The organism is Citrobacter sp. R4, from assembly GCF_026719175.1.
GTDB lineage: Bacteria > Pseudomonadota > Gammaproteobacteria > Enterobacterales > Enterobacteriaceae > Citrobacter_A > Citrobacter_A sedlakii.
Map to the genome: position 1 here is coordinate 22,694 of NZ_JAPPSU010000003.1, position 15,102 is coordinate 37,795.

Annotated in this window: 9 protein-coding genes; all 9 read right to left on the bottom strand. The window is 54.0% G+C overall.

Annotation, left to right across the window (positions count from 1 at the left end; translation table 11 throughout):
- Positions 1-2: 2 nt before the first annotated feature.
- Complete coding sequence (locus OOJ60_RS08865) at positions 3-3,086, bottom strand: glycoside hydrolase family protein (protein WP_205612425.1); 3,084 nt, start codon at positions 3,084-3,086, stop codon at positions 3-5.
- Between the two features lie 15 nt (positions 3,087-3,101).
- Positions 3,102-5,447, bottom strand: a complete 2,346-nt coding sequence (locus tag OOJ60_RS08870) for a type VI secretion system Vgr family protein (RefSeq protein WP_205612426.1) — start codon at positions 5,445-5,447, stop codon at positions 3,102-3,104.
- Positions 5,444-8,095: a type VI secretion system ATPase TssH gene (gene tssH / locus OOJ60_RS08875; RefSeq protein WP_205612427.1), complete on the bottom strand. Its 2,652-nt coding sequence runs from the start codon at positions 8,093-8,095 to the stop codon at positions 5,444-5,446. Before tssH ends, OOJ60_RS08870 begins: the two co-directional genes overlap by 4 nt.
- A gap of 164 nt (positions 8,096-8,259) precedes the next feature.
- Positions 8,260-8,751 (bottom strand): type VI secretion system effector Hcp, encoded by a 492-nt coding sequence (hcp, locus tag OOJ60_RS08880; RefSeq protein ID WP_029883904.1) that lies wholly within the window; start codon positions 8,749-8,751, stop codon positions 8,260-8,262.
- Positions 8,752-8,753: 2 nt separating this feature from the next.
- Positions 8,754-10,433: an OmpA family protein gene (locus OOJ60_RS08885; protein ID WP_205612428.1), complete on the bottom strand. Its 1,680-nt coding sequence runs from the start codon at positions 10,431-10,433 to the stop codon at positions 8,754-8,756.
- Positions 10,433-11,122, bottom strand: coding sequence for a type VI secretion system protein TssL, short form (gene tssL / locus OOJ60_RS08890; RefSeq protein WP_200034517.1), 690 nt, complete (start codon positions 11,120-11,122; stop codon positions 10,433-10,435). The genes OOJ60_RS08885 and tssL overlap by 1 nt, the downstream gene beginning before the upstream one ends.
- A complete protein-coding gene (gene tssK, locus OOJ60_RS08895) occupies positions 11,119-12,468 on the bottom strand; it encodes a type VI secretion system baseplate subunit TssK (protein ID WP_205612429.1) in 1,350 nt (449 codons plus the stop codon). The genes tssL and tssK overlap by 4 nt, the downstream gene beginning before the upstream one ends.
- 13 nt (positions 12,469-12,481) lie before the next feature.
- Entirely contained in the window at positions 12,482-14,017 is a 1,536-nt protein-coding gene (gene tssC, locus OOJ60_RS08900; protein WP_042290941.1) for a type VI secretion system contractile sheath large subunit, read from the bottom strand.
- A 39-nt stretch (positions 14,018-14,056) separates the two neighbouring features.
- Entirely contained in the window at positions 14,057-14,548 is a 492-nt protein-coding gene (gene tssB / locus OOJ60_RS08905; protein ID WP_042290496.1) for a type VI secretion system contractile sheath small subunit, read from the bottom strand.
- Between the last annotated feature and the right edge of the window lie 554 nt (positions 14,549-15,102).

Here is a 15,102-nt window from a genome sequence, read left to right on the forward strand (position 1 = left end):
TGTCAATGAGAAGAATCATAAATATTATTATTGAATAAATCCCACTCTTTCCTCCGGCGTGTCACCAGGCCAGTGGTACCGTCATTGGTAATATCGAGGAATTCGTCCGCTGCACCAGCATAATCTCCGCTATTAAGTTTCGATTTGAGTAAAGGTGCTTTGCGTAAGGAACCGAGATTGAACAAAAGGCTTACCAACGCATCAAACTCGTACTGATAGAGATTCACCGTTACTGAACTCTTAAGTTCATTTACATATGTGGGCAGTCTTTCTTCAAAAAGTTCATCAGCGCGGGCACGCGTGATGCCGTCTTTGAATTCGTCTGACAGAACGATATCCTCACACTTGCGCCTTGCAATTAAGTGACCATAACCAATGGTGCAATAGCCCTCTGAATCATTATAAGGTTTTGACTTAAATGACTCCCATCCTTTGATAAACGCTTTTCCTTCATCTGAAACCTGTAACTGGTTTATATCAATCCGGTTTCCATTTTTGACATTTTCACTGAAAGTGTTCTCGTAACCTTCGCGCAATATTTCCAACGGATCACGTAAGTCATTTCGTCTTCTGTAAGGGAGATCTAATGTATTGTTTGGAGGCGATTCAGACTCATTTCCAGGATAGTATTCAAAATGTAGCATATAAACAGTCTGCCCCGCTATAATGCTGGGATGCCTGTTTGTTTCTGGAGAAATCATTAAACCTGTTTTAGCTATTATAGTACCTTGACTCACTTTATCCCCTACATTAACAGTAATACTATTAGGATCAACCTCTCCATAACGTGCAAAAAAACGTCTGTTATCATTCGTTTTATGCTCGATTGTTATTTGTGATGTTCCCATATAATAAGCTGTAATGCTTTTGACTGTTCCGTCACAAACAGCAACAATTTCTGTCGAAGGTTCGGTATACAAATCACGAGCAGCATGTTTACGACTCCCTCCGCTTCGATTTCGACCAAATATGGCCTGAGAGGCATTGCTGTCACTTAAAGATGCAGCCCAGTAATAATTTTTCCAGACTCCATTAATATCATTCTTCGGTTTGACTTTAAGCGGAAATATAATCAATTTCTGATCGTTTGAGACAGCATCTAAAAACACTACCGGATGCATATGCCACGGCTCCGGCCCCAGCGGCACGCCCTTTTCTGACACCGTCTTCATCCACGTCATTTTATCCAGAAACATTTCCAGATACGGTTTCCACAACGGCGCATCCCGGGTTAACGTCTCCAGGTATGTCTTCCAGAGCGGGTCATCCTTGCCGTAGTACCATTCACTGGCGTGTTTTGCCATTATACGGTATAAGCGGTCGCGGTAAGAGATATTATGAACCGCCTGAAGATACTCCTGCACCGAGTAATGTCCGTCCTGGTTACTGTCTATCAATTCCAGTAGCCGTTTATAGTTATACTTGTTCAGCGCGTGAGTGGTGCGGGTTTCCTCCTGTGCTGCTTTATACAACTGCTCCAGAATACCCTTCACCACGTTATTCGGTTGCTTTATGCCATCAATCAGGTCAAAACTCTCCGGTGTCTTATTCAGCGTGACAAAGCCGAGCTCACCAAGCGCATATTGCGACACTTTCTGAACACTGGTTGCGGCCAGCCAGCCACCTTCAGGACGTAACTGATAATATGCCGCATCCTTGTTACTGCTCAGCGTATTCCCCTCAGCATCAACGCCAGGGACTTTTGCCAGTGTCAGAATACCCGAGGACTTTGTTTTTCGACCGCCTGCTGTTATTCCGGTATCGCTCTTGTCAAACAACGGTGCATCGGTTTTCCAGGTCAGATACACCGGCGCATCCTCTCCTGCTCTTCCGGGATTAGTGATGAACTTCTCCATATCATCCATGCTCAGGCACTCTATATGCACCTGGTAACGCGAGCGTTTGCCGTTTTCTTCCGGTAGCTGATAAAACCCCATATGCCCAAGACTGTCTCCGGCACTGACCGGTACAGGCTCTGAAGGTACATACACATCATTAAAAACGGGTTCACTACCGGATGCTGACGGTGCAACCGGCGTCAGACTGTCGCCGTCTGACACCACCCATACCCGGTCACCCTTTTTCAGCTTATCCTTATCCCGGCCCAGAGTGACCAGACTAAATATTCTTGCGGCATCGCCAGGTTTCTTGCCCGGACGAGTAACCTGCTGTGCAGCATTGCCAGGCTCATAAGAGAGTGGGAAGTCTGGTGTCAGGCTGCCTGCTTTTTTATCTTGCAGCACATCCTCACTGCTCAGATAGTACTTCCAGTTCGTACGCGAAGTGCAGTACGTTACACCTTCTGGCTGAGTAGTGTAAGCAGGAGAACATTTTGCCCACCAGGACGGAACAGAGACAGATTCCGTCGCTTTCAGATTTCCCTGGTCTGATACCGTCCAGACTTTAGTACCCGCTGTAAGTATATCTCCTGCTACATTCTTCGTCTCACTGGTAATGGTGACTTCAGTAAACTGACGCCGGTCGCGACTTCGGGTCACAATATTATCACCCAGTGTGACAGGCGTATCTTTATTCAGTTTTCCGGCTGCACGCCCTGCCAGCATATCATCCACACTGGAGTAATAGCGCTGGACGCCTGCCACTTTTCTGTCTGACTGATTTCCCTTTTGTTTATAAGCAATATAAGGCGCCAGATTCATATACAGCGTGAAAAATGTTAGTCCACTCTCTTCTGAATCACCCGGCTGGATATAATGTTTCACCAGCACAAAGGAGTTCGAAAGGAAAAGCTTTTCACCTCGCCATTCAATCGCGGAACTCTCATAATCCTTACATACGCGCCAGGCGACAATCTCACCATCAGCCATACAACGGATAAATTGTTCCCCTTTATAAGGCTCACGACAATAATCATTCTCTGGTTTGCTGTCAGTGCTCAGGGCGCACCAGGGGATGGTGGCATCAGTAATATGGATACCGCCATGCCACATTCCCTGACTTCCTACCAGATACAATCCCGAACTTTCGCTTCCGAGCTTCGATAACAGCTCTTCTGTGGAGGGAAAGGCATGACCATTTTTGTTAGATGGTACGGGATAACTGATTTTGGGTATCTTTACTGTCATAAATCACCTTCCATGCTACTCACTGGTCCATTTGGCGGAGTTTTTTGTTGTGACCGTCACGTCCGTCTTTTTGAAGTCCGGCGTTTCCAGTGGCTGACTGCTGCCACATCCGGGCACCAGGTAACTTGCAACCTTCATCACCATCATCCCCTCTGAACCATGCTCAATCCCGTTTTCACTCAGCCTCAGATAAGATCCCCCGCCGTTCAGCGTCAGGGTTTCCGGGGTGCTGATAATAATTTCATCTTCACTACTGGTCACCGTCAGCTGCTTTTCAGAAAACAGGGCCATCGTGTTGTGCTGAGCCTGAATCTCGATGTCTCCCTGGTTGGCAACCAGCGTCGCCCCGTCTTTATGCACAAACAACCCGAGGGCTTTTTCCACCGTTACAGACAGATTTTTCATCGCACCGATATCAAGATGCTGGCCCGCATTGATCATGGTATTGCGGGTACTGCTGAGCTGAAGGTGCTCCCCGGAAGTCAGTGCCACCCCCTGCGGCGCGCTACCCAGCAGGACCGCAGACTGGAGGTCTTTGATTTTATCGGTCACAAAATTTATCTGGGTATTGATGTCAGAGACCAGCGCTCCGGCGGCTTCGGCGGCGCTGTTCAGCGCCTGCATCTGGCTGTTGGCCTGCTTAATCTGGTTAATCGCCGGGGTCATTTCCAGCACCGGGCCCCGGGCTTTGGCCTGGGCATCCGCCGTCAGGAACAGCCCCTTTGCCGCACGTACCGCGCCATGCTCATCCGTTCGCAGTTCAAAACCGGCACCGCGCTTTTCACGCTGGCTGTTGACCAGGTGCCCCATGTTCAGTTGCGTTTTGCCATATTCCGTTGCGAGCTTGATATGCTCTTCCTGGCGCTTATCCTCCATCCGCAGCTTATTGTTCGCCGGCGTACGCCACACGTTCCGCGTATGGTTGTCGCTGGTGACATGATCCGGATGCTCTGAATCATGCAGGGCATAGGCGATGTAGGGCCGATCCGGGTCCCCGCCGTCAAATACGACGGCCACTTCCGTTCCGTCGAGAAGCGGTGAGTGGAAGCCGTAGGTATCACCGGCATAGGGTTTCGCCAGACGCAGCCACAGATATGCATAGCCCTGTCCGGTACTGTTGCGGTCGAAGTCCAGTTTTACCCGGTAACGTCCATCCGGGTCGAGCCATGAATACGTGTCGCCTTTCTGCGTGCTTTCCACCCGGGCAGGCAGCGAGCCGGATATCACCGGACGATTGAGCAACGCCGGACGCCAGCAGACGGTTTCGCTGTAGGGGATGCCCTCAAACGTCAGCGTAAAGCTACTTTTGCGTGAACCGCTGGTGCGCACCGTGGTGATGACAATGCCTTCTTTGACGGCATCGGGTAACGTGCCGTCCGTTTCCAGTACCTGCCCCGGCGCCAGATGAGGGCTGGAGGAATGCCCGCTGACGCGATGCTGCGCGTTCAGAATGCGTTCGTGACGCAGGCGGGCGAAGTATGCCCCGGACTCTGTATTTTCAGCGTCACCTGCCGTCAGGAAGGGTTCCGCGTAGTGGTAGGTTTCCCCGGTGGTGATCCCTTCCCTGCTGAATATGCTTTCAGCACTGTCCTGTGGTGTCAGCGCTTCGCGGTAGTTGTAGTCCCGGGTGGCCACACTTCCGCTCACCACGTTATATGCGGTCTGGATATCCCAGACGCTCTCCTGGCCGCTGTCACTCATCCCGGCCTGGTTGCGCAATGGCAGCGTGACGCCAAATTCATACTGCTGCTGGCTGTCCTGAAAAATTATCACGTCCTGTTCAAGACGGTTGTCCATTTCATAACGCCAGTAAATACCCACTTCCGCCAGCAGGCGCTGGATAAACTCAAGATCAGTTTCCCGCCACTGGGTGATGAGCTCCCGGGCGGGATATTCCCGGGAGAGCCGGAACTCAAAATCGGGGCCTTCCAGGCCATGTTTACGCAATATCTTTTCAACCACTTCAATTACTGACTGGTTGAGGTAAATCTCGCTCCCCTTAGTAAAACCAAGAAGTGCAATGCGGGGAACCAGCGTCAGTGCATAACGGGTATCCTCATTTGACGTGGATATCCGGCGAAATGACTCCAACACCCCGAATACCGTCCTGACCGGCAGCGCCGGTGTTCCGTCAAACATCGGGGTCTGGAAAGTGAATGACGCCGGTTTCAGCAGTAACGTGTCGCAGGCGATATCCGCCGAGGAGCAGGTGACCGCCACGTCATAGCGCCAGGGCTGGCTGAGAGACTCCACCGCGCTGTAACGCAACACATCCAGAAATTCGGTGCACCCATGCACATCAACACGGTAGCGTGACTGCCCTGAAAGCTGTTGCACCACGCTGGTAGCCTTGTTGATCATGACGGCTCTCCTTCTGCCTGCCTGTCAAATGTCAGCACAATCCCCTCTTCCTCATCCCAGGTAAGCCGGACGGAAGACGGTTTTTGTTTTGCCGCCATATGGATTAACAACTGCTGGCTCAGCACCGGCAGGATCTGCTGGTTCAGCAGGCTGTCCACGTTACGGGCGCCGGTATCCGGCAGCAGGCAGGCAGCGGTCAGCGCGTCGTACAGGGATTCATCGAGAGTGGTTTTCATTCCGTAGTGACGGTTGAGACGTTTACTCACCTGATTCAGCTTCATTTCCACAATCGTGCGCATCGCCGTCTGTGTGAGCGGGCGATAAATCACCGTCTGGAAGCGCGCCAGCAACGCGGGCTGGAAGTGGTCGCGCAGCAGCGGGCGCAGCAGTTCATGCAGGTCAGACTCTGTGGCGTCCGGCTGTTCCTCCAGCATCTGCATGATGGGGTCGCTGCCAAGATTTGAGGTCATCAGAATCACGGTATTACGGAAATCAATTTCACGCCCTTCCCCGTCCCGCATAAAGCCACGGTCAAACACCTGGTAGAACAGGTTCATCACGTCCCGGTGCGCCTTCTCCACTTCATCCAGCAGCACCACGCTGTACGGGCGCTTTCTGACGGCTTCAGTGAGGATGCCGCCCTGGCCGTAGCCGACGTAGCCCGGCGGGGAGCCTTTGAGCTGGGAAACGGTGTGCGGCTCCTGGTACTCGGAGAGGTTGATGGTGATAAGCGATTTTTCCCCGCCGAACAGCGCGTCCGCCAGTGTGAGCGCGGTTTCGGTCTTGCCGGTGCCGCTCGGCCCCACCAGTAAAAACACGCCCTGCGGGCCGTTCTCCGGCGTCAGGCCGGTTTTGGAGGCCCGGAGGCGCTGTGCAATGGCGTTCAGCGCCGCGTCCTGACCAACAACGCGTTTTGACAGGTTGTGCTCAAGACTCAGTAATTCCGTCTGCTCATCCTTCATTAATGAGGAGAGCGGCACACCGGTCCAGTCGGCAATTACCGTGGCGACGGTGCGAGTGTCCACGTCCAGCCCCAGCAGCGGGTTAGTCCGCTGCACGCCGGTAAGCTGGTTTTGCAAATCAGCAATTTCCGCCTGGCGGGAGATATCGCTGCGGCAGGCCAGCAGTTCTTCCGTCAGCTTCAGCTCCTGGCCGTACTGGGTTTCCAGCGCGTCGAGTTCCAGGATGATGCGGATTTCGTCCTGTTCAATAACGGCCAGACGTTCGCCGTGCGTCTGACTGCCGACCGCGATATCTTCCAGCAGCGCCTGCTTTTCCATTTCAAGGGACGTCATCTGCGCCTTCAGCCGGGTCAGCGGCTCCGGCACGGTGTCGAGGCTCATACGGACACGGGCGGAGGCGGTATCCAGCAGGTCCACGGCTTTATCCGGCAACTGGCGGCCGGTGAGATAGCGTCGTGAAAGCGTGACGGCGGCTTTCACCGCTTCATCGGTAATGTGCACCCCGTGGTGCTGTGCGTAGCGGGACTTGAGTCCGCGCAGCATCAGGCAGGCGGTGTCGTCGTCCGGCTCATCCACTTTGACCATCTGGAAGCGGCGCTCCAGCGCGGCGTCGCGCTCGAAGTACTGTTTGTACTCGCTCCAGGTGGTGGCGGCGATGGTTCTGAGTTCGCCACGCGCCAGCGCCGGTTTCAGCAGGTTTGCCGCATCCGCGCCGCCCGCCTGATTGCCCGCGCCGATAATGGTATGCGCCTCATCGATAAACAGCAGCACCGGCAGTGGCGACTGCTGCACCGCGTCGATGATGTTTTTCAGCCGCTGCTCGAATTCGCCCTTCACGCCCGCGCCCGCCTGCAGCAGGCCAAGGTCAAGAGTGCGAACAGAGACCGATTTCAGCGCGTCCGGGACGTTGCCTTCGGCGATTCGCAGCGCCAGTCCCTCGACCAGCGCGGTTTTGCCGACACCCGGCTCACCCACCAGTATCGGGTTGTTCTTGCGGCGTCTTGAAAGAATATCCACCATCTGGCGGATTTCGTTGTCGCGGCCAAACACCGGGTCGATGTTACCCTCCCGGGCACGGGCGGTGACGTCAAGGGTGAATTTGTCCAGCGCGTTCTGTAACGCCGGGTTCAGTTCGCCTTCTTTAACCTCCGCATTCACCGGACGGCCGACAAATTCCACCTCCCCGCCGTGCGTCAGTTCCTCGTCCTGCTGCACCTCCGGGCGCTCGTCCGACTGCGCATCAAGCAGCGGGCGCAGACGCTCAAGCTGGCTCTGCGCCAGCGTTAACAGCGGCCACAGGCCGTCGCAGCGCACCAGCGTTGGTTTCTCCACCATAGCCATCAGCAGGTGAATACTGCGGATATGCGCTTCCCCCGCCAGTGAGGCGCGCAGCCAGGCGTCCTGCATCAGGGTCTGAATGCTGTCCGATAACTGCGGGCGGCTGCGCACCGAGCGGGGCAGCGTGTCGAGAAATGCCAGCAAATCCTGCCAGATGGCGTCCATATCCCATTCGTAGCGCCGCGCCAGCACCGTCAGGTCGCCCTCGCCCTGCTCCAGCAGTTTCAGCAGCCAGTGCTCGGGCAGAATTTCCGCATGGGCCCGGGTCTGGCACAGGGAGGCGGCGCCTTCCATCGCGCGGGCGCAGTAAGGATTCAGACGGCGTAACAGGATGGCGGGATTTTCCATTTTTCTCTCTCTTGTTGGCTTCCGGGCACGCTACCGCCCGTCGCTTTTCCTGTGGTTCAGGAACCCAAAGCGCATCAGGTCAGGCAGGCAGATTGTTTTTTGCTCAACGCCCGTTCTCAGGCGCTCAGCAAAAACGGCGGACAGCAGAACTGCCCGCACAGGATTTACGCGGTGGTACGTTCGTTCCAGGAGTCGGAATGAATGATGTTGCCGTCCTTGTAGGTCCAGGTGATTTTTTCGTAGCGCAGCTCAATCTGCTCAAGGTGGTTATGCTTCTCGAAAGCCGGGTCCTTGATGTCGTGCATCTTCGGATTGACTTTCACCAGCTTCACGTTTTCAAGCTTCGTGTTGAAGTACTCCACTTCCTGGCCGGCGTCGTTGATTTTGTACCACTTAAATTCAGCAGACTTCAGGGTCTGGCCGGTGGTCACCGCCTTGTACAGGTACGGGCTGGAAGAGTCGATTTCCTTGGTGAACAGGAACGGCGTGTGGATACGCGTGCCGGTCAGCTTGCCGGTGTTGTTGTCGGTCGGGATGTACAGGTTATGTTCCTGCGCAACAACTTCGATGCTTCCTTCACGATCTTTCACATCGACGGAACCTTTAATGTCCGCGCCGCCATCGTCTTTCAGCCACAGATAAACTGGAATTGCCATGTTTACTTCTCCATTTCTTGAGTTAAAACGTCACGTTCATCCTGTGACGCGGGTTTTATGCCTGGCAGACGACAGGCATCAGCCTGCGGTACCAGACTGATCTCGACACGCCGGTTTTGCGCACGGCCATCAGGCGTATCGTTTGAAGCAATCGGTCGGCTGTCGCCGTAGCCCTGAACGGCAAAACAACTTTCCGGGACATCTCCGGTATCACGCATCCAGTTACGGACAGCCTCTGCCCTTTGCAGGGACAGGGTCTGATTGAGCTGCACACTGCCGGTATTGTCAGTGTGGCCGCTGACCACGATCAGCCAGCCCGGTCGGGCTTTAATCCCTACCAGAGCATTGACAAGCACTTTGGTTGAACCGTCTTTGAGCGCCGCCTGGCCGGAATTAAACAGCGACATGCTGTCAAGACGCACAATTTTCGGCACAGGCTTCGGTTTCGGAGCGGGTGGAGGAACCCAGGTATCAATGGCCTGTTGCAACGCCAGCCACAAACGTTGTCCCGGGTAATAGCCCAGGCTATAACGAACGGGTTCTCCTTGCCTCTGCCAGCGTTCCAGCAGGAGCGCATCCTGCTTCAGTGCAGCCAGCGCTTCTGCTTTCGGCGCGTAATGGTTCATTGGGATCGCGTTCCAGCGCTGTAAACTGGCGCTAACATGACGGATTAGATCCCGATTGTTGAGCGCAGACATGCCCAGTGCTGTCAGGGCACAGAGCCACATCAGCAGAACAAGACGGCGGGTACGCTGTCCACCCTGTACGGGGAAGGCAAAAGGTGCCAGCAGAGGCAGAATTGCATCCGGGAAGTGGCCGACAGGAGCCGACTGTTCGTTCCGTCGGGAGAACTGCAAACAGGTGCGGGAACTCAGCCAGTCTGCCCATACTGACTGCGCTTCAGGATTAACAGCACCCAGACGCAAAACCACGGCAAATACGCTTACAGGCGACGTTAACCGGTCTGTTTTTTCCAGCTCATCAAGCAGGATCGCGCGGATAAATGAAAATGCCTGGCTGAGTGCCGGTAGCGCCAGGATATTCTGACTTTCCTGCTGCCAGTCGATGCATGCCTGCGGTGAACCGTTTTCCGGACACACTATCGGTTTGTCACCCCGAACGATCACCCATGGCGTTTCAGGCCCGGAAAACTCTGCACTCACCACAACCGGCAACGCAAAACCCGCCAGCGAATTTAGCTGTTTACTCTGCTGCCGAAGCGTTTTTAGCGTTGCCCGCAGAACCGCTTCATCCTGATGACTGTCAGGCTGACAGATGTACATCACCGAGAGTTGACCAACCTGCCGTGGGAACTGAACCTGGATATTGCGAACAATATCCGTCAGACGACTGACGTCCCCCGTATTCAGCCACCATCCCTGCGCTGTTTTACGCAAAGACTGTCCCTGAAACAGCGCATCCAGACGATCACCGCACACGAGAACCACGGGACCTGTGTTGTCCAGTAAAGGCAATTCAACCGTAGCTGCCGTGATGTCGTGCTCAGTCTTTCCGCGTTGGTAGCTTCGTAACACAATCCAGCAGGCCAGAGTTGCAATAAGCAATGTGGCCAGACCCTTAAACACGTTTCCGGCCGGGATGAAATACCAGAGCAACCCTGACAGCGCGATAACACCCGCAAGAGCATGCAAGGCAACCGGGAAAATGACGGATTTACGCATTAGCCACGCAGCTCCGGAAGTTGCGCTGAAAGGAGCGACTGAAGCCACAGGTGGCCTCCCCACCAGACTACGCCCGTGATGATCACTGCCAGTACAATCCAGAACCAGACAGAACGCATCAGACTCCAGCGGCGTTTACCCAACCGGTGCACCACCAGAGACAGTCCGGCATCGGGAGGGGATACCCGCTCAGAAAGTGCTTTGGCAACCTCATCCCGCTGCGTCTGACTGACAGCGTTAAGGCTGTACAGTCCCTGGAACCCAAGGGCAATCACGCGGTGATAGCAGGTCATAACCGCCATATTCGGCGCAGGCTGACGCAAAACTTCCGCAATGCGATCCCAGAGCGCCTCACCGGCACGAAGTGATCCAAAAAAGCGGGCCTGTAGCGGTGCTTTGCGCCAGGCCACCTGCCCTTCATCAATGGTAATCTCTCCACCGTCTTCGGGTTTTTCAGGTTTACGACTCATCACCGTCTCGTCCAGTAACGCACACTGGGCATATGAAATGTGCTCCACACTGGCGTCGTCGTAACCGGCTCGAACCAGCGCTTCACGCACTCGTTCGACCTGCTTCACGCATTTGTCGTAAAGTGCGCTGCCATTGTGAGCTACGGCCCCTTTCTTCAGCAGGGTGACGGTAAGCCATGTTTCCGCCATCAGCTGGTCGATATCGATTTCCTGTCTCATGAGCGCAGCACCGCAAACAGTTCAAGTTCCAGGGCGCCAAGTAACTCGGGCACATAGAACATACACACCCCCTGTTCCTGCATTTCACGCGCAGCAGCGCTTTCCATATCAAGTGCGAAATACTGGTTTTCCATACGTACCGGCAATGCCGCAGGGACCCTGCTTACCGGGATCAACGGAATACCCCTGAGCGCCGCGCCATAAATGGTATTGACGTCATCAGGGGACCCAGCCTGACAGAGAGAAGGGAATTGCTCGGCGACCTGCCAGGCAGGGACACTTGAACGTACAGAGAGATAAAGGTCGGCCTCTTCACGCAGACGGATATCGTGAAGGTTTGCCTTCCAGGTCTGCCCGTCTGGTCGGGACATCTCCAGCGCAATAACGCGCGATGGCAGACTGGCTTCCAGCAGCTCTGTGACCAGGTCAAAGAGCGGAGGAAATGCGTTGGCCGGTTCTTCGTGGTCATAGCCCGGTATGGCGTCAAGATCATGGTCCAGAGAAAAAGTCAGCATACTGCCTGCCAGACGGGCGAGTTCAGCCCATACCTGTTCAGGTGGCCGTGCCGGGAAGCGTTCATATTCCGTCAGCACTCTGGCGTGTGAATTCAGCGCATTCAGCAACCAGAAAAGAGAAACATCGGCAACCGCAAAATCGGCAAGTCTTTCGTTACTTTCACGGCGCATTGTCATCAGGCGCTGGCGTCGGGAGCGTAACTGGCGATTAAGCAGCACCAGACGTTCCCGGAGGACTGGGCTTGCCGCAAATGACGCAACAGGAGGAATAAAAGACGGATCCAGACGCCACGCATTTTGTCCATCCCGTATCAGTCTCGCTACCGGGCAGACTTTCCAGGCGTCATTACTTTCATGGGCAAACCGGATGGTGTAATTGAAACGAGCCACGGCCATGGACTCTTCTTCAGCACCAAAAGAATCCTGTACGTTTACCCACTCTTCCCGGTAACGGAGCGGCCGGTCAGCTGCTACGCCTGCCTGCTCAACATTGATCACCCCCGGTTGCAAATGTGGAAGTGCGATAACGACCGTTACTGCATCCAGGCCAGCCAGAAGCCCCGGATCTAACTCACGAGGAGGGGGAGGCAAATCGCTTCTTTGAGCATCTATCAGCGAACCATCTTCCAGCCAGAGACGCAGTTGGGATACCTGGATCAGACCCGATGAAAGAAGGCTTTCATTGAACCCGATTTTTTCCACTCCCCATGGGAAAGGAGATGCCAGTGCCGAGACACCAGCACTACGAAAAGACTCCCACTCAGCCTGCTGCTGGAACTGCTGAGGGGACAGCAAAGCCCCCTCGTTCCACAGTGGACGATAAATTTTCATCCCTGCACCCGCCTTACGCTTTCGCTTTCGGCATCTGAGAAACCAGAGACAGGTTCACGTCCATGCCTTCCACCTGGAAGTGCGGCACCGCATACAGCCTCACGCGGAAGAAGCCCGGGTTGTCCTCGATATCTTCCACCACCACCTTCGCATCGCGCAGCGGATGAGATGCCTGCAGCTCGTCGCCCGGATCGGTCATTTCAGTGACCAGGCCGCGAACCCAGGTGTTGAGTTCCAGCTCCAGCAGACGGCGGTCTTTCGTCGTACCGATGTTTTCACGCTGAATCAGCTTCAGGTAGTGGGCAATGCGCGACAGCAGGAAGATATACGGCAGGCGCGCGTTGATGCGGCTGTTGGCCGTCGCATCGGCGGTGTCATACAGCGCCGGTTTCTGCGCCGAGTTCGCCGAGAAGAAGCAGGCGTAGTCGCGGTTTTTGTAGTACGACAGCGGGATAAAGCCGAGATTCGCGAACTCAAACTCGCGGGTTTCCGGGATCATCACTTCCGACGGGATTTTTACCTGGTTGCCGGTGCCGAGGTCATACAGATGAATGGGCAGATCTTTCACCGCCCCGCCCGCCTGCGGACCGCGAATTTGCACGCACCAGCCGTTGTTAATGAAGCTCTTCACCATGTTGGACGCGAAGGCAAATGACGCGCTGGTCCACAGGTATTTCTCGTGATCCGGACCTTTAACCTGCTCCACGTAGTTGAAACTGCGTACCGGCACAGTGTCCGGGCCGTATGGCAGACGGCCCAGCACGCGCGGCATCACCAGGCCGATATAGCGCGAGTCGTCGGTGTCGCGGAACGATTTCCACTTGATGTACTCGGCGCGGTCGAAGTAGTTGCCGATATCCTTAATGGCCGCCACCTCCTCCATCGTCTCTTTCAGGAAGAATGTCGGGCCGACGGCGCCGATAAACGGCATATGCGCGGCGGCGGAGACTTTCGAGATATTGCGCAGCAGCGCCACGTCCTGCGGGCTGGCGTCAAATTCGTAAGCAGAAATGACCGAGCCAATCGGCTCACCGCCCGGGGTGTCGTATTCGGCGGTGTAAGTGTGCCAGTAGAGGCCGCTCTGAATAAGCTCCGGCGCGTCCTCAAAGTCCTGGCGCAGGTCGTCTTTGGAGACGTCCAGGATTTCGGTTTTCACGTTCTGCCGGTAGTCGGTGTTGTCCACCAGTTGCTTCAGACCGCGCCACAGGGATTCCACTTTCTGGAATTCCTGATGGTGCATTACCGCGTCCAGCTGGCGGCTGATTTGATAATCCAGCTCCGCGATATGGTGGTCGATTAAGGTTTTGTCGAGTTTTTCCACCTGCTGACCGGATTTGCGGATACAGTCCATAAATACCTGCATCGCCGCCGTCAGGCGCTCGCCCGCCGGCGCGTCGGAGAGCGCGGCATCGTCCATAAACGCGTTAATGTCGCCCAGGCTGGAAGCCGGGGTCAGGTTGATTTTTTCAAACAGGGAGGCGTAAACGCCTTCTTTTTCCAGTACGGTGGTCTGCCCCTGGGCAGAGGCGGTTTCAGTATTTACAGACATCAGCATATTCCCGGTTAATCCATTAAAAGACGCACGCCGTTATTTCGGGGCCAGTGCACTCATTTCGTCGCGTAATTCCTGAGACAGCGCCGGGTCTTTGAGAATTTTCTCGAGTTCTTTTCTGAAAGTGGCGTTATCAAGAAGATTGGACTTGAGGTCGCGTAATAAATTACGCATTGCCAGCATGGCGCGAAGCTGGGGGATTTGACGGGCAACCTGTTCCGGTTCGAAATCTTTAATATCGGAAAAGCTCAGCTTCACATTATCTTCAGAGCCATCGCCCGCCAGCGTATTCTCGACAGTGAGGTTTACTTCCGGGTTAAATTCTGAAAGTACGCTGTTGAAGTTATTTTTATTGACGTTGATTTTTTCTCTTTCAGATAATGGGCGGGTTTCTTTGCCATTACTGAAATCACCGACGGTGAGCAGTTTCAGCGGCAGTTCGACTTTCTTCTGCGCGCCACCTGTATGCAGCGCCAGCCTGAGATTTATACGTGCCTTCGGCACTTCATTCTGGAATGAATCAGCCATAGTAGTCCCTTTCCTTAAGGAATGATTGTTAATGAAACGGCATTTCTTTACAAAAGCATGTTAGTACAAAACACCATTCAAGATCAATTAATCAGATCTTAAGTCCATATTTAGACTATACTTAAGAATTTTCCTCCAAATCAAAACAACAGAGATCGCTACTCAATCACCTTCATTACAAAATTTTGACCGATAATTCACATGAAAGACAGGGGAAATCCCTGCCCACCAGCTAAATAGCAGAGACATGCTTGAATTTTTGTTATTTATTGACTTAGATCATTATTCACAGGGAGTCAGGATTTGCTTTTTCATAACAATATGAGTTTCAGCAAAAAAAAGTAGCAGTGCTGCTTCGCAAATGAGAGACGACGGGAGGGATTATCTAAGATAATTCCTTATGCATAACTTTAATAATTCGAATAGCAAGTATTTATAAAACGAATAACCGAACAGAAAATAAGGCAAACCCACCTGTATTCGCCCCGACATCAGGTCAAAAATCTTTTTTTCAGTTCACCTGTTGTGAAATGAACTATAAATGCGCTGTCCGC